The sequence below is a fragment of the Finegoldia sp. P1-F-LS genome, from assembly GCF_052932205.1.
Genome location: NZ_JBRFJH010000006.1, coordinates 60,043 through 81,395, shown reverse-complemented (window position 1 = coordinate 81,395; position 21,353 = coordinate 60,043). Strand labels below are relative to the sequence as shown.

At 30.0% G+C, this 21,353-nt stretch carries 23 protein-coding genes; 21 read left to right on the top strand and 2 right to left on the bottom strand.

Annotation, left to right across the window (positions count from 1 at the left end; genetic code table 11):
- The first annotated feature begins 10 nt into the window (after positions 1–10).
- The 14 genes from ACU68Y_RS06385 (at position 11) to ACU68Y_RS06320 (ending at position 13,341) form a co-directional block, all read left to right on the top strand.
- Positions 11–775, top strand: coding sequence for an ABC transporter ATP-binding protein (locus ACU68Y_RS06385; RefSeq protein ID WP_446755691.1), 765 nt, complete (start codon positions 11–13; stop codon positions 773–775).
- Positions 765–2,714 carry an FtsX-like permease family protein gene (locus ACU68Y_RS06380; RefSeq protein ID WP_446755692.1) on the top strand — a complete coding sequence of 650 codons (1,950 nt, stop codon included), beginning with the start codon at positions 765–767 and terminating at the stop codon, positions 2,712–2,714. The genes ACU68Y_RS06385 and ACU68Y_RS06380 overlap by 11 nt, the downstream gene beginning before the upstream one ends.
- Before the next feature lie 96 nt (positions 2,715–2,810).
- Entirely contained in the window at positions 2,811–3,836 is a 1,026-nt protein-coding gene (locus ACU68Y_RS06375; protein ID WP_446755693.1) for a molybdopterin-binding protein, read from the top strand.
- The gene (locus ACU68Y_RS06370) at positions 3,833–4,468 is read left to right on the top strand and encodes a phosphatase PAP2 family protein (protein WP_446755694.1); all 636 of its coding nucleotides are present in this window, start codon (positions 3,833–3,835) and stop codon (positions 4,466–4,468) included. Before ACU68Y_RS06375 ends, ACU68Y_RS06370 begins: the two co-directional genes overlap by 4 nt.
- A gap of 101 nt (positions 4,469–4,569) precedes the next feature.
- Positions 4,570–5,199, top strand: a complete 630-nt coding sequence (locus ACU68Y_RS06365; RefSeq protein WP_412646335.1) for a phosphatase PAP2 family protein — start codon at positions 4,570–4,572, stop codon at positions 5,197–5,199.
- Positions 5,200–5,209: 10 nt separating this feature from the next.
- Positions 5,210–5,656: a GatB/YqeY domain-containing protein gene (locus ACU68Y_RS06360; RefSeq protein ID WP_002837657.1), complete on the top strand. Its 447-nt coding sequence runs from the start codon at positions 5,210–5,212 to the stop codon at positions 5,654–5,656.
- Complete coding sequence (pepD, locus tag ACU68Y_RS06355) at positions 5,656–7,053, top strand: beta-Ala-His dipeptidase (protein ID WP_446755695.1); 1,398 nt, start codon at positions 5,656–5,658, stop codon at positions 7,051–7,053. The genes ACU68Y_RS06360 and pepD overlap by 1 nt, the downstream gene beginning before the upstream one ends.
- A 47-nt stretch (positions 7,054–7,100) precedes the next feature.
- Complete coding sequence (locus tag ACU68Y_RS06350; protein ID WP_094225770.1) at positions 7,101–8,237, top strand: efflux RND transporter periplasmic adaptor subunit; 1,137 nt, start codon at positions 7,101–7,103, stop codon at positions 8,235–8,237.
- Between the two features lie 2 nt (positions 8,238–8,239).
- Positions 8,240–8,923, top strand: a complete 684-nt coding sequence (locus tag ACU68Y_RS06345; protein WP_002842198.1) for an ABC transporter ATP-binding protein — start codon at positions 8,240–8,242, stop codon at positions 8,921–8,923.
- Positions 8,913–10,118 carry an ABC transporter permease gene (locus tag ACU68Y_RS06340; protein WP_002837784.1) on the top strand — a complete coding sequence of 402 codons (1,206 nt, stop codon included), beginning with the start codon at positions 8,913–8,915 and terminating at the stop codon, positions 10,116–10,118. The genes ACU68Y_RS06345 and ACU68Y_RS06340 overlap by 11 nt, the downstream gene beginning before the upstream one ends.
- Before the next feature lie 88 nt (positions 10,119–10,206).
- On the top strand, positions 10,207–10,800 hold the full coding sequence (locus ACU68Y_RS06335) for an anthranilate synthase component II (protein ID WP_002840324.1): 594 nt from the start codon (positions 10,207–10,209) through the stop codon (positions 10,798–10,800).
- Entirely contained in the window at positions 10,787–12,115 is a 1,329-nt protein-coding gene (locus tag ACU68Y_RS06330) for an anthranilate synthase component I family protein (RefSeq protein ID WP_446755696.1), read from the top strand. The genes ACU68Y_RS06335 and ACU68Y_RS06330 overlap by 14 nt, the downstream gene beginning before the upstream one ends.
- Complete coding sequence (locus ACU68Y_RS06325; RefSeq protein WP_316449095.1) at positions 12,112–12,843, top strand: aminotransferase class IV; 732 nt, start codon at positions 12,112–12,114, stop codon at positions 12,841–12,843. The genes ACU68Y_RS06330 and ACU68Y_RS06325 overlap by 4 nt, the downstream gene beginning before the upstream one ends.
- Before the next feature lie 48 nt (positions 12,844–12,891).
- Positions 12,892–13,341, top strand: a complete 450-nt coding sequence (locus ACU68Y_RS06320) for a MarR family winged helix-turn-helix transcriptional regulator (RefSeq protein WP_002837723.1) — start codon at positions 12,892–12,894, stop codon at positions 13,339–13,341.
- 48 nt (positions 13,342–13,389) lie between these two features.
- Here ACU68Y_RS06320 and ACU68Y_RS06315 read toward each other — a convergent pair whose 3' ends face one another.
- Positions 13,390–14,376, bottom strand: coding sequence for a S41 family peptidase (locus tag ACU68Y_RS06315; protein ID WP_230582941.1), 987 nt, complete (start codon positions 14,374–14,376; stop codon positions 13,390–13,392).
- 313 nt (positions 14,377–14,689) lie between these two features.
- Between ACU68Y_RS06315 and ACU68Y_RS06310 the strand changes: the two genes are divergently transcribed.
- The 3 genes from ACU68Y_RS06310 to yihA all read left to right on the top strand — a co-directional run bounded on the left by ACU68Y_RS06310 (position 14,690) and on the right by yihA (position 16,227).
- Entirely contained in the window at positions 14,690–14,965 is a 276-nt protein-coding gene (locus ACU68Y_RS06310) for a hypothetical protein (RefSeq protein ID WP_002837776.1), read from the top strand.
- A 58-nt stretch (positions 14,966–15,023) separates the two neighbouring features.
- Positions 15,024–15,515: a ferritin gene (locus tag ACU68Y_RS06305; RefSeq protein WP_002840292.1), complete on the top strand. Its 492-nt coding sequence runs from the start codon at positions 15,024–15,026 to the stop codon at positions 15,513–15,515.
- Between the two features lie 106 nt (positions 15,516–15,621).
- Positions 15,622–16,227, top strand: coding sequence for a ribosome biogenesis GTP-binding protein YihA/YsxC (yihA, locus tag ACU68Y_RS06300; RefSeq protein ID WP_002842192.1), 606 nt, complete (start codon positions 15,622–15,624; stop codon positions 16,225–16,227).
- 112 nt (positions 16,228–16,339) lie between these two features.
- Here the strand turns inward: yihA and rd are convergent, their stop codons facing one another.
- The gene (rd, locus tag ACU68Y_RS06295) at positions 16,340–16,501 is read right to left on the bottom strand and encodes a rubredoxin (RefSeq protein ID WP_002837650.1); all 162 of its coding nucleotides are present in this window, start codon (positions 16,499–16,501) and stop codon (positions 16,340–16,342) included.
- A gap of 165 nt (positions 16,502–16,666) precedes the next feature.
- Between rd and ACU68Y_RS06290 the strand changes: the two genes are divergently transcribed.
- From ACU68Y_RS06290 to ACU68Y_RS06275, 4 genes are all read left to right on the top strand, one after another.
- Positions 16,667–17,059: an ATP-binding protein gene (locus ACU68Y_RS06290; protein ID WP_002837714.1), complete on the top strand. Its 393-nt coding sequence runs from the start codon at positions 16,667–16,669 to the stop codon at positions 17,057–17,059.
- 91 nt (positions 17,060–17,150) lie between these two features.
- Positions 17,151–19,010 (top strand): translational GTPase TypA, encoded by a 1,860-nt coding sequence (typA, locus tag ACU68Y_RS06285; RefSeq protein ID WP_154273698.1) that lies wholly within the window; start codon positions 17,151–17,153, stop codon positions 19,008–19,010.
- A gap of 300 nt (positions 19,011–19,310) precedes the next feature.
- Positions 19,311–19,637, top strand: coding sequence for a YerC/YecD family TrpR-related protein (locus ACU68Y_RS06280; protein ID WP_002837684.1), 327 nt, complete (start codon positions 19,311–19,313; stop codon positions 19,635–19,637).
- 81 nt (positions 19,638–19,718) lie between these two features.
- Complete coding sequence (locus tag ACU68Y_RS06275) at positions 19,719–21,338, top strand: MBL fold metallo-hydrolase RNA specificity domain-containing protein (protein WP_446755699.1); 1,620 nt, start codon at positions 19,719–19,721, stop codon at positions 21,336–21,338.
- Positions 21,339–21,353 lie beyond the last annotated feature (15 nt).

Genomic DNA, 21,353 nt, shown 5'->3' with positions numbered 1-21,353 from the left:
GGAGGGTGTTATGAATATTTTAGAATTAAAAAACATAAGAAAAGTATACAAAACAAAAAATGTAGAAACAGTAGCATTAAAAGATGTGAATTTTTCTGTAGAAAAGAATGAATTTATAGCAATAATGGGAGAATCAGGTTCAGGTAAAACAACTTTACTGAATGTAATATCAACATTAGATAAGCAAACTAACGGCAAGGTCGTATTAAATGGCAAAGATATTTCCGCTTTAAAAGAATCGGAAGTTGCAAAATTTAGAAGAGAAAAACTTGGATTTGTATTTCAAGATTTTAATTTATTGGATATTTTCTCAAACAAAGACAATATATTTTTGCCAATGGTACTTTCAGATTATAAGCCAAAAGAAATGGAGAAAAGATTATCTGAAATTCAAGATTTGTTAGGTATTGAATCGTTTGTTAACAAATATCCTTATGAGGTTAGTGGTGGACAAAGACAAAGAATTGCGATAGCAAGAGCTTTGATTACAAAACCAGATTTGATATTGGCAGATGAGCCGACAGGTGCATTGGATTCAAAATCATCAGATATGATACTTGATTTATTTACAAAAATTAATAAATTAGGACAAACTATATTAATGGTAACTCACTCTGTGAAGGCAGCTTCATTTTCTAACAGAGTAATATTTATAAAAGACGGCGTTGTGTTCCATGAAATTTATAAGGGAAACAGCGACAACAAGGAATTTATGGAGAGAATTAATGAATCATTGACTGTTATAAACAATCGAGGTGTAGATAATGAATTCTAAATTATCTACGAAGTTCGCTCTCAAAAACTTAAAAGCCAACAAAATCGTAAATATTCCATATATTTTGTCAACGAGTATTATGGTGGCGATTTTGTTTATTATGATATCTCTATTAGATAACAAATACGTTATGCAAAAAGACCAATTTGGAGCGATAATAGTTTTCGGATCAATTATCATATCGATATTTACATTTGCTATTATTATGTATGCAAATAGATTTTTGATAAAACGAAGATTCAAAGAATTCGGATTGTATCGTGTTTTCGGATTGGAGAACAAGCATATCAATAGAATTTTGTTAAAAGAAAAGTCGATATTTTTTGTTCTTATTTCAACATTAACAATTGTATTCGGTATTACATTGGGGAAAGTATTGTTCTTAGCCGTTGGAAAATTGATGCAAGAAAATTTCAGCATAATGCAGTTTGGAATTTCAAGAAAAGCAATAATACTGACATTAGCATTTAATTTTGTAATCAGCTTTTTAACATTCATTTTCGATATATTGAATATAAAATCTGCTACAACTAGAGATTTATTTGCAAAAGGACAAAAATCGGAATCTGAACCAAAAGTTAAAGTAATATTTCTCATTCTAGCAATAGTTCTAACAACAATTGGTTACTACATCGCGTTGACAATAGAAGGAAGCTTGGAAAGTTTGTTGATGTTTTTCGTGGCAAGTTTACTTGTATTGTTTGGAACATATTGTGGATTTGTTGCAGTAACTATTTTTGTACTAAAAATGATGAAGAAAAACAAGAATTTCTTCTACAAATCGAAAAACTTCATCACTGTGTCGGGTATGCTTTACAGAATGAAATCTAATGCTGTAGGGTTAGCCAGTATCGCAATTTTATGTACAGGAGTTGTAGTATCACTATCGACTACAATGGCTATCTACAACAGTGCAGAAAAAGTTGTAGATTCAACTGTAAACAGAGATTACAAATTGATAGGAACAATTACACCGGATAAAGATTTTTCCCAAAAAATCGAAAAAGAGAAGGCTAGATTAAAAAATTTAGTCACAGAAAAAACAAATCCTAAAAATGATTATTATCAAGTTAGTACGATGATGTTTGCAAACCTTGATGGTAATAAATTTTCTAAAATGGGAATGAATAATACGCATCCAATCTATATTATGATTCAAACTTTGGATTCATTTAACAATAAGTTTTCCAAGAATTATTCATTGAACGATGGAGAAATTTTATTGAATTCAAATTACATGAAATATTTGACATCAGATAAGATAACATTGGGAAGTGCTGATTACAAATTCAAAAAAATTGACGAGATAGAAGGAAGAAATATTGCTGTGGATATGTTCTACGTAGTTGTAAAAAACGATGAGGATTTGGTAAGATTTTGCAATGATTTCAGAATGCCTACGGATAATGAAGTAGCAAGTAAACCTTTGGAAGTTGAGGTATCATACTTTTTAGATTCTGACAAAAAACTAGATGGAAAAGAATTTATCTCCAAAGACAGTTCTCTTCAATTTGTATCTAGACAAGAAACAAAAACTGGAGTGTACAGTATGTTTGGAGCGTTCTTATATATTGGTTTCATCATAAGTTTTGTTTTATTAATTGGAACTTCGATAATAGCTTATTACAAGCACTTGTCAGAAGGAATTGAAGATAGGAAAAACATTCAAACAATGAAAAAAGTCGGACTCTCAAACAAAATGATCAAAAAGACATCATCGCAACAAATTTATTGGATGTTCTTCTTACCACTTTTTGTGGCAGTAATTCACTCAGCAATTGCATCTAAAATGTTGTATCAATTGTGCGGGATTTTTGGAATAAGAAATATATCTGAATTTGCTATTCCATTTGCGATATCAGTTGCCATAATAATTACAGTGTATTTAATAATATTTAAAATAACGAGCAATGTCTACTATAATTTAGTAAGCGAATAAATAAAACTGGAGGAAACTCCAGTTTTTTTCGTTGTGTGTTTTAAAAAATAATGATTTCGTGATAAAATAGGAATATCAATTAAGAGGGGTTTTTAAATGAAAGTAGTTAGAACTGAAGATGCGGTAGGTCACATTTTACCGCATGATATGACTAGAATTGTAAAAGACGTGGTTAAGGAAAGAGCTTTTAAAAAAGGTCACGTTATTACAGAAGAAGATATTCCTGTTTTATTGAGCATGGGCAAGGAACATATTTACGTTATGGAATTAGAAGATGATGATTTGCACGAAAATGATTGTGCAATTATATTGAAAGATATCTGCATCAATGAACACATGCATTCATCTGATATAAAAGAAGGTAAGATTGAAATAATTTCCGATGTGGATGGATTTTTGAAAGTGGACAGAGATAGGTTATTCAAGTTAAATTCAATTGATGACATATCAATTGCAACTGTTCTGGGTAATCAACCAGTAAGAAAAGGACAAAAAATTGCTGGAATGAGAATTATCCCGCTTTTCACAAAAGAAAAAGTAATGGATGAAGCGAAGAAAATAATGAATGGAGTTCCTATTTTGGAAATCATTCCATTTGATACAACAAAAAAATGTTCCATCATTACAACGGGATCTGAAGTGTACAAAGGTCTTATTAAAGATCAATTTGGACCTGTGTTAAAAGAAAAAATGAGAAATTACAATTGTGAAGTAATAAATCATGTAATTGTCGATGATAATAGCGAAAATATTACACGAGAAATCAATAAGGCACTAGAAAACAAATCAGATATCATTTTGGTTTCTGGTGGAATGAGTGTAGATCCAGATGATATGACACCAAAAGCGATAAAAGATTCGAAGGCAGAGGTTGTAACTTACGGTTCTCCTGTACTACCAGGAGCGATGTTTATGTTGGCTTATAAAAACGACACTGCAATTATGGGACTTCCAGGATGTGTCATGTTCAACAAATCTACAGTTTTCGACATTATTTTGCCTTATATTTTTGCAAATATTAAAGTTACGAAAGATATGATTAATAGTTTGGGTTATGGTGGATTTTGCATGCAATGTTCAGACTGTCACTTCCCAAATTGTGAGTATGGTAAAGGGTTATGATAGGAAAGGTAATAAATAAGAAAAAAATATATTTGTCAGCGGTAATACTTGTAGCTTCATTAATTTTTGGAATGGTAATTCGAAAACAATCAGGTCTATCTTTTGAACCGAAAATAATGAATTTTGTACAAAATCTTACGAGTAATTTCACTTTTTATATTTTCAAAGCATTCACAATACTTGGCAATTTCAGTACGTATTTTTTAATATTGGCGATTAGCTTATATTATTCAAAACGTATTGGCAAGAATTCTTTTTTTACTATTACACTTATATCTTGTTTGATTGGGCTTGTGGCTATGAATGTGTACAAATATAGCTTTCTCAGAGTAAGACCTCTAGATTTCTTCAAAATAGAACAAGGCGGTTACAGTTATGTCAGTGGACATAGTTTGGTGAGTACAAGCTTTTATTTCACTTTGAGTTATTTGTTATGCAGCTTAAAAAATTACAAATTCATCTATCTGAGAATAATTCCATTTGTAATTGCTTTTAGTAGGCTTGTTGTAGGAGTGCATTGGCCAACAGATGTTTTTTTTGGAATGTTAGTTGGATATGTAAGTTATTTGGCTACGGTATTTGTGGCGGAAAAATATATAATAAAATCAAATAAAAATCTTGATGAACTATAAATTTATTTTTATGGTTCATTTTTTATTGGAAGTTTTCCTACTATACATTTGAACTTGGTTGGTATAAAATTTAAGATGAAGTATAAAAGGAAGGATTAAAAATGAATAAATACGATTGGTTTGTAATAATTTGTAGTATTGTTCTATTATTGATTACTTTTTTTCTAGGGTTTGTTGTATTAAAAGATACTGAAACAAACTTGGATAGAAGATTAAAGGATCATTTTACAAAAATGGGACAAAATTCTCTTATTGCGATGATGGCAAAAATCACAAAATTTGGTAACGTTGAAACACTTATGATTATAAGTATACCTATTGTGTTTTTTACTGTGAGTCAGCACAATTATGTATCAGCATCATCAATAATCATGAGCGTTATGCTTAGTGTTATTGCAGTTCACACATTAAAATTTGTGTTTAGAAGAAAAAGACCGAAAGTAAATAAAGGAATAAATTATTTTGGATATTCTTTTCCTAGCGGTCATTCATGTGTTAGTATGAGCTTTTATTTGACGATTGCGTATGTACTAAGCTACGGATATAAGTTTTTCTTCGTGACGATGCTTATAGCGATTGTGTTCGCATTTATGATTGCAGTTTCCAGAATTATTCTTGGGGTGCATTGGTTTACGGATGTCGTGATAGGAAGTTTGATGGGGCTAATATGTGCATATTGGTCTATATATATGTTTAGAATGAATTATTATTTTACATTTATTTTTGGTTAGGAGTGAAATTATGAGTACAATTGAAAAATTAAGAAAAGATAAAATGTTGGCAATGAAGAACAAGGACAAGTTAAAATCTGGAGTTATTTCTTTGATGATGAGCAATATTTTATTGGAACAAAAAGAAAAGAAAAGAGATTTAACAGATGATGAACAAATAGCATTTGTTAAGAAAGAGCTTAAAGAAACTGTGGATGCTTTGGAACAAACACCAAAAGACAGAGTAGAAACTATAGAAGAAACAAAACAAAAGATTGAAATTATCAAATCTTATCTACCAGAACAAATTTCTGAAGAAAAACTAAAAGAAATCATAGAAAAATTCATGGAAGAAAATTCCCTTGAAAAATCTAACAAGTCAATTGGTCAAATCATGAAGTACATGATGGCAGAATACGGCAAATACACTGATGGTAAGACTGTTAACAAAATAGTTCAAGAAATTATAGGTGCGTAGTGGATAAGAATACTGTATTAGATTATTTTAGGGATTTTTCTAAAATAAATAGATGTTCAAAGCATGAAGAAAAAATAGCAGATTATTTGGAAAAATTTGCTCACGATAATGATTTAGAGTGCAATAGGGATAAATCAAATAATATTTACATTAAAAGAAAAGCTGACAAAAGTTTGGAAGAAAGCCATGGAATAATACTTCAAGCACACATGGATATGGTGTGCGTTTCCGATGAAGAATATGATTTTGACAATGGAATCAAAATCATAGAAGAAGATGGATTCATGTTTGCTGACAAGACAAGTCTTGGGGCAGACAATGGAATTGGTCTTGCAATTGCTATGGCTACTTTGACATCTAATCAAAAACTTCCTCAAATAGAAGCTGTGGTGACTACAAGTGAAGAAGTAGATATGAGCGGTGCGATGAATTTTGATTTTGATTTGTCTGGGAAATATTTCATTAACATAGATTCAGAAGATGAAAATGAATTGATTGTAGGTAGCAGTGGTGGGGAAAATGTCAATGTTGAAATAAACAAAAATTACGGTTCAGAAAGCTTGTCCAATTTTTACAAAATTTCTGTAAAAGGACTTAAAGGTGGACACTCTGGAATGGAAATTGATAAGAACCACCAAAATGCAATCAAGGTTGTTTTTGAATTCTTAAAAACACTGGATGATTATTATATCTGCGATTTTTACGGTGGTACAAAAGACAATGCCATTCCAACAAATGCAGAAATAGTTATATCTACTGATGAATCCATTGACTCACTTAACAAGAAATCAGAAGAATTTATATCTAAGATTGATTTGGAAGATTTTGATAAGGATTTGAAACTTGTATTTGAACAAGTAGATGAACAAAAATGTCTGGATAAAAAAACAACAGAAAATCTTACGGATTTAATTATAGAATTAAATTCTGGTGCTATTTCTTACATCGAAGGTCTTGATGAAACTGTAGAAACATCATGTAACTTGGCGATTGTAAATTCACTGGATGATAAATTTGAAATCATAATATCTAGTAGATCTTCAAACCATGACAAATTATTAGAGCTAAGAGAAGATATAATTTTAAAAGCAAAAAAACACGATGCAACTGCATTCGACTACAATTATTATCCGACTTGGGAATTCAATGAAAAATCCGAATTGATGGAAGTAGCAAAGAAAGCTTTCCAAAAAATAAATGATAGAGAAATTTATGTAAAAGTTATCCACGCTGGACTTGAATGTGGCGTATTTGCAGAAAAATATAAAAACATTGATTGCATATCAATAGGACCTACAATGTACGATGTACACACAACAAAAGAAAGATTGGATATTGAATCTTTGGATAGATTTATAAAATTCTACAACGAAATTATGAATATGTTGACTAATTAGTGCCGCTGTATTATAATAGTATTACAGAGATACAATTAGGAGGTCGTATGAAAAATAATAAAAGATTTGCAATTATTTTAGCTATAATTGCCTTAGCCTGCGTTGGAGGATTGATTTTCAAATTAGTAAAAGCTAATCAGAATAATGAAACTAAGTACAAATTGTATACAGTATCACAAGAAAGTGATTTGGTCTTTAGTGCTATATCAAAAACTGGAGATGTACAACAAGTTTACAACAATCAAGCTTATGGTGAGGTTGAAAAAGTTCATGTGAAAAATGGTCAATCTGTGAAAAAAGGAGATGTACTGATTACTTTTGTAAACAAGGAAGTTGAAAAACAAATTGATCAAATGCAAATGCAATTGGATCAAGCTAAAAGTCAAGCAGGTTATGCACTAGAAGATAGAAATAATGCATACAAATCCTACAATAAATTGGTAGAAAAATATAACAAAACTTTTTCTCCTGAATTGGAAATGCAAATTGATCAAATGGAGCCTTCACTTAATCAATCAAATAGAGCTTACAAGCAAGCTCTTGATCAAGTAGAATTACAAAAGAAACAACTTAATGATTTAAAAGAAAGCTCGTCAAAAACAATCAAGGCTACAATTGATGGAACATGTAAAGTTAATGACAAAAATATCGACAATCCGATGAGTCAAGGAGCTTTGATTGAAGTCACTAGTGATGAAAATATTATTGAGGGAAATATTTCAGAGTACGACTACAACAAATTAAAAGAAAATGACAATGTGGAAGTAATTCCTATTAATGGAGATGAAAAAACGAAAGGAACAGTAGTAGAGATTTCTAATACTCCAGAAAGTCAAGCTGGATCATTTGGATCCAATCAAATGCAAAACATGACGGAACAATCTGGAAGTAATTCTTCGAATTTCGTATTCAAAATAAAAACACAAAAGCCTATTCATGTTGGATTTAATGTTCAAGTTAGAAAAAAATCCGATAAAATTGAAATTGCAAAAGAAATGGTAAAAGAAGAAGACTCCAAGTACTATGTATTTGAATACAAAGATTCAAAAGCTGTAAAAAAACAAGTTCAACTAGAAAAAAATGCAAATTCATATACAGTGATTTCTGGATTAAAATCTGGTGACAAAATTATTTCTAATGTAAAAGATTTGAAAGATAATCAAGAAATAAAGGTTGAAGATTAGTCATGATAGATTTAATAAAAATTAACAAGTTTTATAATTCAGGAGAGAACAAACTTCATGTTCTTAAAAATGTTAGTTTGGATATTAATAGCGGGGATTTTGTTGCAATAATGGGAGAGTCTGGATCTGGGAAGTCCACATTAATTAATATTCTTGGGTTTTTGGATAAGAATTTTACAGGAATATATAGGTTTGAAAATGTGGAGATTAGCAAATTTTCAGATAATAAATTGTCCGATCTTCGCAATAAATCTGTGGGATTTATTTTCCAACAATTTCAACTTATTCAAACCTACACAATAGCTGAAAATGTAGAATTACCTCTTTTGTATCAAGGGAAATCTTACAAATACGCCAGAGAAAAAGCATTGAAAGCTTTGGATTTGGTCGGGATTAAAAATCAAGCAGACAAAAAGCCGAAACAACTTTCAGGAGGTCAGCAACAAAGGGCTGCGATTGCTCGTGCTATTGTTCACAATCCAAAATTTATCATAGCTGACGAGCCGACAGGTGCGCTTGATTCAGAAACTAGCAAGGAAATAATGACGCTATTCGATGAACTGAATAAAAAACTGAAAATCACAATAATAATGGTTACGCACGATAAAAATATTACACATAATTGCAACAGAAAATATTTTATGTTAGATGGTGTTTTACAAGAGAGGGATAGTTATGAAGTTTAATGTTTTATTTAATACTGCCTTCAAAGATATCATCAAAAACAAAAAACGTTCATTGTTGACTATGCTGGGAATTATTATTGGGATTGCAGCAGTAATAACTATTATTGCAATCGGTAGAGGTTTCCAAGACTACGTTGTTGATAGCTTAATGGGTGGAGAAGATAAGGAACTTAGCGTTGCCTTTTATTTCCAACCTGATAATCCAACAAATTCTGTTGGAAGCAATACATCAGTATTCACCGAGAAAAATATTAGAGATATTTCACAAATTACAGATGTCGTAAAAGTTGAATCCGATCCAGATCAATTTCAAAATGATTTGCTAAATGTTTCTATACGAAAAAATGATGGCAAAATGGAAAGCGCGTTCGCAAAACCTGTCGAAGAAACTGAAAGCAAAATTGTAAATGGAAGAGCTATTACGAAATTAGACGGAGAAAATAACCAAAAAGTTGCAGTCATTTCTCAAAAAATAGCCGACGAAATATTCGAAAATGAAGATCCAATCAACAAGACAATTCTTGTAAAAAATGATTATTTTGTTATTGTTGGAGTAAAAGAGAATAATGCTGCGACAAGTTTATTCAGTATCGGAAATGATGTAGATTTGCCAAAAGGTACACTTCAATCACGTCAACCGAAAGACAACAATTCAATCTCAATGATTAATGTTGTTTTAAAAAATGGTACCAAAGTTCAAGATAAAGCAAAAGAAATTAAAGAATATCTCGAGAAAAATGGACCTATGAAAGCGGCAGGATCATATAGTTTCGTAGATATTGCAAAACAAATTGAAGGTATCAGCAGTGTATTGGGTTCAATCACTATTTTTATATCTTTAATAGCTGCCATTTCTCTTTTAATCGCTGGAATTGGAATGATGAATATGATGTACATTTCGGTTGCAGAAAGAATCAAAGAAATAGGGATTAGAAGGGCGATAGGCGCAAAGAAAAAAGAAATCTTGTATCAATTTATGCTAGAAGGAATTATTGTTACTGTAATTGGCGGAATAATTGGATACATCATTGGAATGATTGCTGCATTTATTGCATCAAAATTCTTGCCATTCCCAATTAAACTAGAATTAATGCCAGTTCTAATATCTTTAGGTATTTCTTTGGGAATAGGAATTGTGTTTACTTATTCTCCAGCAAATACAGCAGCAAACAAAAATGTAATAGATATTATTTAAGATTTGAAAATGAGTTTATTATATGATAAGCTCATTTTTTTATTTGATTTTTAGCATAAAATCTTATATATTTTTATTGGGTGATTAAATGATATTAATGATAGATAATTACGATTCGTTCACATATAACATTGTTTCTTATTTGAGAATATTAAAAGAAGAAGTTATCGTGAAAAAGAATGACGAGATAAAGTTGGAAGAGATAAAACAATTAAACCCAGAAATCATAGTGATTTCACCAGGGCCAAAAACGCCAATAGAATCCAAAATTTCTCTTGAAATATTTGAAAAATTAAAAGGGAAATATCCAATTCTTGGTATTTGTTTGGGTCATCAAGCATTGGCTTATTCAATGGGACTTGAAATTATAAAAGGACCACGACCAATGCACGGTAAAATGACAGAGATTAATCATGACGGTAAGGGAATATTTTCAGATATTCCAAATCCTGTAAAGGTAATGAGATATCATTCGCTAATCGTTGATGATAGTAAATTTGAAAATGGAAAATATGGAGATATGATTATAACATCGAAAACCTTTGATGGAATAATTATGGGATTTAGAGATTCTAAAAACAAGATAGAAACTGTTCAATTTCATCCAGAAAGTGTGGGAACTGATTACGGACTAAAAATGATTGAAAACTTCTTAAAGGAGGTAAGATATGATTCGTTCTAAGAAAGTTAAATCAGATGTAACAATTCTAGATATTCTATACAACATAAAAGATAAAAACTTGCCATTTTTATTAGATAGTGCGAAGGGAAGTTATAATCAAGGCAACAAATCATACATAGGTTTCAATCCAGAAATTGTTTTGAAATCGAAGGATAACAATGTTGAAATCAGTGGACTTGTAAATAAAAATATTAGCGATAATCCACTTAATCAACTTAAATTAATAATGGATGATTATTTGCAAGAAGATGATAATCAATTTATCGGTGGAGCAGTTGGACTTTTGTCATATGATTTTACGAGTTCCAATTGTAATGTCGTTTTAAATTCTGAGAAAAATACTGATGTGTACGATGCTTATTTTGGAATTTATTTTAAAATAATTGAATTTGACAATAATACAAAAGAATACACCATTTATTACTTGAATGATACAGATATTACAGATGTTGAAGCTGTATTTGTAAAACCAAATTATGCAGAAAAACAATACAAAACATCTGAGCTTATCAAAACAATAACAAAAGAAGAATATGCGAAAAGCTTTGATGACATCAAAACTATGATTGAAAATGGTGATGTGTATGAAGTTAACTTAACTCAACAGTTTATTGTAGACACGACCAAGGATAAGTTTGACATTTATAAGAAACTTCGAGAAGTTAACAAGGCAGACTTCATGGCTTATATGGATTTTGGTGAATACTGCGTTTTATCTTCATCTCCAGAGAGATTTTTCGATTGTCAAAATGGACATGTTCAAGCGAGACCTATCAAGGGAACAATTCGAAGATCTAATGATAAAGACGAAGATGAAAAATTGAAAAATGAATTATTAAATAGTGACAAGGATATTTCAGAGTTATTGATGATAGTTGATTTGATGAGAAATGATTTGGGAATGAGTTGTGATGCAGAAACCATAAAAGCTATTAGCAATTATTCATTGGAAACTTACGAAAATGTTCATCATTTAGTGGCTACAATTGTTGGTAAATTAAGAGAAGATGAAGATGTGTTCAGTTTAATTAAAAACATTTTTCCGGGAGGATCAATCACCGGAGCTCCTAAGCTTGCTTCAATTGAAGCGATTGACAAGGTTGAAAAATTCAACAGAAACATTTACACAGGATCCATTGGTTACATTTCTTTCAACCAAAATTGTGATTTCAACATTTTAATCAGAACAATTTTAAAAATAAATAACCGCTGCTACTTCTCAGGTGGTGGAGCAATAACTTGGGATTCTGAAATGAATAGCGAATATGATGAAACAATTCAAAAATCAAGAAAAGTGTACGAGGCTTTGATATGAATGATGGAATAAAATACGGCAAGGGGCTTTTTGAAACTATAAAAGTAGTAGATTCAAATCCTGTTTATTTTGAAGATCATATTGAGAGACTTGAAAATTCTATGAAATTTCTAGGGATTAATGCAGATAATTTAAGAGAAAATATAAAAGACAAAATGCAAAACATCAATTTAGCTACTGATTGTTTGAGAATTATGGTCTTGGACGATAATGGTGATTATGATTTGTTTATTACTACAAGAAGCACCGATTATTCCGATGAAAAATACACAAAAGGATTGAAACTAAAAGTTCTCAATCAATTACGAGATAAAAACAACCCTTTAATTTATCACAAAACAAATAATTATTTGCTAAATGACTATTTGCACAAAAAATTATTGGAGGAGGGATTTGATGAGGGGATATTTCTAAATAAGGATGGAAATGTGACAGAGGGAACTTATACTAACGTGTTTTTTATCCAAAAAGAAACAATATTAACCCCACCGGTAGAAGATGGAATATTGCCAGGCATTTTTCGCAAGAAATTAATAGATTTTTTACGAGTAAAAAGGTATAATATAGTTGAAGAGTCAATTAAGTTAAACGAATTACGAGATATGGATTGTTGTTTTGTAACAAATTCTCTGATGGAAATGAGATTAGTTAAACAAATTGATGAAATATTGTTTTCAAAAAATAATCTGTTCTGTGAAATATCGAAAAAACTGAGGATAGAAAATTAATTACGATTTTCGAATGACTGGTAAAAATATTTGGAACTGGAGGATTTTATGGATCAAGATTACAAAGAATATATGAAGTTAGATAAACAACTCTGTTTTCAACTTTATGCCGCATCACGTATAGTAACAAATACATACTCAAAATTTTTGAAACCTTTAGGATTAACTTACACTCAATATATTGTGTTTTTAGTTCTTTGGGAAAAAGATGGGATTACAGTGGGGCAATTGTGCGATAAATTATACTTGGATAATGGTACTATTACTCCTATAATAAAAAAGATGCAATCCCAAGGCTACCTTGAAAGAGTGCGTAGTTCAAAAGATGATAGGATTGTAATGATTTACTTGACAGATGAAGGGAAAAAATTACAAGAAAAAGCAAAAGAAGTACCTAAGTTAGTTTCTGAGTGTGCATATATTTCTGATGATAAAAAAGTTCAAATGAATAATATATTACAAGAGTTTTTTGATAATTATAATAAAACAAAAAAATAAAAAGCAAAAAAACGATTCAGTATTGATATTAATACTGAATCGTTTTTTTTAATTAACTCTAGATAGTAATAATTTTACTATTTCACTGTTATCATCTAATTTTATTGAAGGGATAGTTCCAACTTCTTCGTTAGTAGAACCGTCTTCATTTAATCCTTGTCCTAGTGGATACTCTACGATTAATCCTGTGTTAGGAAGTGACTTGTAAGTGTGAACGATATTTAATCCATTTCCTGAAGTTGTTTCTCCGACAGTAGTTGCAAACTTAGTTCTGTTAGCTATTTGGCATACGAAATCCGCACTATTTCTTGTGTTCTTGTTCTGCAATATATAAACATCACATTGCTGTTCTTCGGTTTTTTTAATAGTTAAATTAAACTTTGTAATGTATTTTATATTTTTTTGATTATCATTTATTTTAATATTTGAAACATTCTCTATGGTTTTGAAACTTATACCATTTCTATCTAAAATATTTTTAGAAATAATAGGCTGAGTTTTATTTGCGACATTAAACTCAACATTGATATCAGATTTCAATAGAGGTTTGATTATCACATTAATAGCATAATCCAAATTATCGGAATCATTATCTCTTAAATCTATTATGATTTTATTTTTCTTTTTATTACTTTTCAAAATATTTTCAAAAATTTTAGCGTCTTGTTCAATATTCACTGAATCAAAATCTGACACCTTAACGTATAGTGCATCCTTGTAGTTATCGATAGAATATGCTCTAAAATTTTTTTCAGGAATTTCATCTGCTAGATTGGAATACCTCTTCACAGATAAATTATTTAAAATTTGATTCTTGTTTTCTTGTTGTAAAATTTGATTAAATGTGTGTTTATCGGCTATTCTTACATTTGAATCATAAAGTTTCTTTAAAATATCATTATACAAATCACACACTTCTTGTGTCGACATTTCACCCTTTTTCTTAGCAGATTCCAATTTGATTTTTGATTTGAAATTTGGTTTTAAGGATAAAAAGTCTGTATCTTTGTATTTTTTTGTCTGTGGTAGATTCATATATGAATTTTCGATTTGATTACATATTTCGTCAAAATCTTTTAGTATATATTTTTTGGAAATTACTGGACTATACTCAGCAGGCCTGGAGTTTATGTATTTATAAGTGAATAAAGCGAAAATAAGAATTAAAAATAATAAAAAAATTTTTCTAAAAATTTTTACCCTATTTTTGCTATTTGCATAGATTTTACGTGATCTTTTCATGTCTCACCTCTTTTTAATCAGTATAATATAAAAAAAAGTCCTGGTCAATTGAATAAAATAATAGAAACTGGGTATATAACAATATAGAGAGAAGAAGAGGTTAGTTATGAATAATGTTTTACTGATAAATAGAATAATTCCTACAATTGATGACGATAGAATTTGCAATGTTACTTTTGTAATTGCCGATATGCATCTACAAGAGGTGCACGACAAAATTATTAAAGTCATTGGTTCATCGGAATATATGGATTTCAATAATACAGAAATAAGCTACAATGGGTTTACCACTAAGCAGAAAGCTAAAATAATTCCAGAAATTATGAAACTTTTGGTGGAAAATAATTTGCGAGTTTATGGTGTGTATGATTTATATTCATAAATTTGATGTAAAATAATTAACTAACAGTCTATAAATTAATTTAAGGAGTATGATATAAATGAAAAGAGAAGAATTATTAAAAAAAATTGACGAACAATTAGTTTTTGAATTACAATCAGGCTATGAATACAAACAAATGGCTTCTGAATTCAATGATATGGATTGGGATGGATTTGAACACTTCATGGAAATGCAAGCCCATGAAGAATATGAACACGCTGAATACTTCAGAAAATGGTTACAAGAAGTTGGATATAAGATTGAATACAAAACAATCGAAGCTCCAAAAGCTGACTACGATAAAGATGTATTAAGCATTTTTAAAGCGGCTTTAGAACACGAAAAAGAAGTTACAAGAAGAATCAGAGAATTATTTGATGCAGCTCATGAAATCAAATTCTATGAAGTATACACTCTTCTACAAAAATTCATCGACGAACAAATCGAAGAAGAAGCTACTTTTGATAATATAATAGCAAAACTTGAAAGAACTGAAAACAGTAATGCTGGTCTTGCAATATTAGATCACGAAATGGCACAAAGACAATAATTTGTTTATAAAAAAGCGACTTTTTTAAGTCGCTTTTTTAGTGAAAATATTCTAAAGTTTTGTTATAATAAGTGGTATATTTCTTAGATATTTAGTGGAGGTGAATATGAAAATAATTAACTCTGATTTAGAGAAAATTGCTTTTTTAATAGAACAATATCCTGATGAATCTCTGCCAGAAATTGCTTTTTGCGGTAGAAGTAACGTTGGCAAATCATCTTTTATCAATTCTATTTTGGACAGAAAAAACTTAGCAAGGACTTCTTCAAAGCCAGGAAAAACTCGTACGGTAAATTTTTATAACGCTAATAATGAGTTCAGATTGGTGGATTTGCCTGGATATGGATATGCTCAGACATCAAAATCTGAAAAGAAAAAATGGGCTCAAGTTATAGAAACTTACTTAAATAATAGAAGAAATTTGTATGAGGTATTTTTAATTGTAGATATTAGACACAAACCTACTGTTCAGGACAAGGAAATGTATAATTGGATTATTCAAAGTGGTTTTTGTGGATTTGTAATTGCTACAAAATTAGACAAAATTGGTAAAACAATGATAAAAAAGAATTTGAATATCATAAAAAAAGAACTAAACATAGATGATGACAATCTCATCTACGAATACAGTTCAACGTCGAAAACAAATAAAAAAGCTGTTATGGAACAGCTCGAAATGATTTTAAAATACGGTAGTGGAATTGAAGAATAAAAGTAAGAAAACCCCATTGTTGGGGTTTTAATTTTTAAACTACTTTTATACGACAATAATATTTTTTATGTCATGTATGATTTATTATTGCCAATCATAAAAATTTATTGGATTATTCTACTTCTGAAAAGTCGTCTTTTCCAGCACCACAAATTGGGCAAACCCAATCTTCAGCTAAATCTTCGAAAGCTGTTTGTGGTTGAACACCTGCATCTGGATCTCCTTCAGCTGGATCATAGATATATCCACATACGTCACATACATATTTTTTCATGATTAATTTCCCCCTTTAAGATAATTACCTGTTATCAGGTACAAATTATATATACCCACTGTAAAAAATTTTAATCATTATTTCATTTTTATTTTTATAACAAATAATTAATGGCGAAATGTTAAAGTTTTTTAGTATTTGGGTATAATCATATTGGGTGATAATATGTATATATTTAAGAGGCAGTTTGTCAGCGACAGGACAATTGCTACTAAAAATATTCATACTATGCTCAGACTATTAAGAAAAGTTGTACCAGATGAAGAACTTCTTTATGATATAAGATTGATAATTAATGAATTGATTTTTAATGGGCTAGAACATGGTAACCAGTTTGATATAAATAAAAAAATAACTTTCAAAATAAAATTAAACGATGATTATATTCGAATATGCGTCAAGGATGAGGGTACGGGAATTGATTATTGTTCTAATAGTTATTTCAATAATGATATTTATGTCAGAGGTAGAGGATTATTTATAGTAAGTAAATTGGCTGACGAGTTAAAAATTAGAGAAAATTGTGTAGAAGCGAAGCTATTAGTGAAACCTAATTAATAAGTGATCTAATAGCTTCTTTTATTGAGTAAAATTAGTAAATGCGATTTTTACACAAATTTTTCTTTTATTTTTTTGAATTTATGATATAATGAATTGTCACAAATTAGAGGGAAGTGGAATTTTGAAAAGAGAAGATGTAAGAAATGTAGCAATAATCGCCCATGTTGACCACGGTAAGACAACTTTGGTAGATGGGTTATTGAAAACAAGTGGTATTTTTAGAGAAAATCAAGATGTTCAAGATCGTGTAATGGATAGCAATGACATCGAACGTGAAAGAGGAATTACTATTTTATCTAAAAATACGGCAATAAACTACAAAAATCATAAAATTAATATTATAGATACTCCGGGTCACGCAGACTTCGGAGGAGAAGTAGAACGTGTATTAAAAATGACAAACGGAGTTGTGTTGGTAGTAGATGCGTTTGAAGGACCTATGCCACAAACTAAATTTGTTTTGAAAAAGGCTTTTGAATTAAATTTACCTACAATTATTTGTATCAATAAGATTGATAGAAAAGAAGCTAGGGTAGATGAAGTAGTTGATGAAATTTTAGATTTATTTATTCAGTTAAATGCAGATGAATCATATTTGGACTCACCATTTGTATACGCTTCTGCAAGAGAAGGATTTGCAACTGATGATTTAAATGAAAGACCAGAAGATATGACAGCTTTGTTGGATAAAATCATCGACTACATTCCAGCTCCAGAAGGAGAAGAAGATGCTCCTTTCAAACTTTTAATTTCTACAACTGATTTTAGCGATTACGTTGGAAGAATTGGTATTGGTAAAATTGAGCAAGGTAAAGTAAAGGTTAACGATAGCTGTGTAATTGTAAATTACAATGATCCTGATAAGAAAAAGAAAATAAAAGTAACTAAAATTTATGAATTTGACGGATTAAATAGAGTTGAGGTTAACGAGTCAAAATTCGGTTCTATCGTAGCTTTAACAGGCGTTGAAGGAATAGAAATCGGGGACACTTTAGCAAACGAAGAAGACTGTGATCCTATTGAATTTGTAAGTATTTCTAATCCTACTTTGGCGATGAATTTCTCGGTTAACAACTCGCCATTTGCAGGGCGTGATGGAAAGTTCGTTACAAGTAGACAAGTTCGTTCAAGATTATATAAAGAATTAGAAACAGATGTAAGCTTGAAAGTTGAAGATACAGATTCTACAGACACTTTCAGAGTTAGCGGTAGAGGAGAGCTTCACTTGTCTGTATTAATTGAAAATATGAGACGTGAAGGATTTGAATTCCAAGTATCTAAACCAGAAGTATTATTTAAAAAAGATAAAGACGGAAAAGTCCTAGAACCAATCGAAATTGTTACAATTGATATTGAAGAAGGATTTGTTGGAACTGTAATCGAGAAATTAGGTACTAGAAAAGGTGAATTGCAAGATATATCAAATACTTCTAGCGGATACACAAGACTTATTTTTGAAATACCTTCAAGAGGCCTTATAGGATACCGCCAAGAGTTTTTAAGTGATACAAAGGGTAACGGAGTTATCAATACAGAACTTAAAGGATATGAGCCATATAAAGGGGAAATTCCAAAACGTCAATTGGGTTCATTGATTTCATATGACACAGGTACTGCAACAGCATATGGATTAAACGCGGCACAAGATAGAGGTATATTATTCGTTCAACCTCAAGATGAAGTTTATGAAGGAATGGTTGTTGGTTCTAATGCAAAGGGATTAGATATTGAAGTAAATATTTGCAAGAAAAAAGCTCAAACAAATATTAGATCTTCAGCAGCTGATGAAGCATTAAAATTATCTCCTCCAAAAATTATGAGTTTGGAAGAAATGATGGAGTTTGTTGAAGAAGACGAATTAATAGAAATTACACCTCATCATTTAAGATTGAGAAAAAGAATTTTGGATACTCAATTGAGATACAAATCAAAAAAATATAATAAATAATTTTAAAGGAATTTATCGTTTGATAGATTCCTTTTTTTATTCTAAAATTAGTTAAAATCAAATTTAACAATAAATTAATACAATTAGAATAAACGCTGGTTGTTTTGGGTATATAAAGTTTATAAAATTATAAAGTATGATTGTTTTTCTAATAAATTAGTTTAATAAGATACAATAGAATTTTAATTTAAAAAAATATTTGCTTTAGTTTGAAAAAGCGAGTATACTAAGAATATAAGAGGCATTATATTATTTTTATTAATGGGTAAAGGTTACCTAAAAAAATTTAAGGAGTAAGGTATGGGAGAAATCAATATAAAAGACAAAACATTAGATGAGTTTTTCGATGCAATTATGATGCTAAATGGTAGAGAAGAGTTACAAAGATTTTTTGAAGACGTTTGCACAATTAGAGAACTTCATTCCATTTCACAAAGATTAGAGGTAGCAAAACTACTAAAAATCAGAAAAACATATAGTGAAATTGAAAAAGATACTGGTGCATCTACTGCTACAATTAGTAGAGTTAATAGATCTTTACAAAGTGGGGCACAGGGCTACGAATTAGTTTTGGATAATTTGATAGCAAAAAACTTGGAAGAAAAAAGAAAAAGAAAACAAAATTAATTTATTATCCGCAAATTAAAGTTTGCGGATATTTTACTATCTTTTAACATTTTGGGTATATAGTAATACAGAGGTGATTTAATGAAAATTACATTTTTAGGAGCGGCACAAGAAGTAACTGGTTCTTGCTATATAGTAGAAACTGAAAAACATAAATTTATGGTTGATTGTGGATTGTTTCAAGGCAGCAAAGAATTAGAACAAAAAAACCATGATGAAATAGATTTTAGTGATGTTGAATTCATGCTTTTGACTCATGCACATATTGATCATACTGGAAGGATTCCACTATTATATAAAAATGGTTTTAGAAAGCCAATTTATTGTACAAAAGCTACAAAAGATTTGGCAGAAATAATGTTGATGGATAGTGCGAAGATTCAAGAAAGTGATGTTGAATGGGAAAATAGAAAAAGACAAAGATCTGGAAAACCTCTTCTCATCCCACTTTATACGACAATTGATGCGATGAGTTGTATTTCATTGTTTAAGGGACGATTTTACGATGAAGTTGTCAAAATAAATGAAGATATAAGGGTAATTTTTAGAGATGCTGGTCACATGCTAGGATCATCGAGCCTTGAAATATTTATAACTGAAAACAAAAACACTACTAAAATTATTTTTTCGGGAGATATTGGAACTTCAAATAATCCAATTTTAAACAATCCTTATGTTTTATCAGGTTGCGATTATTTGGTTATGGAATCTACTTATGGTAACAGAATTCATGAGGCTTACAAAGAAAGCGTTCATGAATTGATAAATATAATTGAAAAGGTTTCAGCAAAAGGTGGGACAGTAATTATTCCTAGTTTTGCAGTGGGAAGAACTCAGGAGATAATTTATGAGTTGAATAGCTACTATGATTATCAAATTAAAGATCATTATGAAAAGAAAGTTCCGGTATATGTGGATAGCCCGATGGCTCTTGAAGCGACTAAAGCATTTATGGAAAATACTGATTTGTTTAATCAAAAAGCTAAAGATTACATTTCCAGTGGAGATAATGTTTTTGAATTTGAAAACTTGCACTATGTTAAAAATATTGACGAATCTAAAATGCTAAATAGCGTAAAATTCCCAAGAGTTATCATATCTTCAAGTGGAATGGCTACAGCAGGTCGTGTTCGTCACCACTTGAAACACAATTTGTGGGATGAGAAAAATGCTGTAGTATTCGTTGGATATCAAGCTCAAGGTTCACTAGGAAGGATTTTATTGGATGGAGTTGATGAAGTTAAGCTATTTGGTGAAACAATTAAAGTAAACGCCAAAATATTTAATTTAGGTGGATTTTCAGGACATGCCGATCAAAATGATTTGATGGAATTTGTAGATAATATGAAAATAAAACCTAAGAAAATTTTCATCACACATGGCGAAAATGATGGCGCAGAGGCTTTATCTAAATTGTTAATAGAAAAGTATAATGTTGAGGCTATTATTCCAGAAATTTATTCAACAGAAGAATTTGAACCTGGAAATTATAATATAGAACAAGAAATATCGACAAATCGTGAAAATAATGATTTGTATGAAGAATTAGAAAAAATAAAGAAAAAAATAGATAGATTGTATGAAAACAAAGAATTGTTTGACCACAAAAACATGGATTCTGAAGAATATAATCAACTTAACAATCAAATTTTAGATTTAAAGAATAAAATTATGACGATAAACATGATAACTGGAGAATAATTTTAGATATTGTAT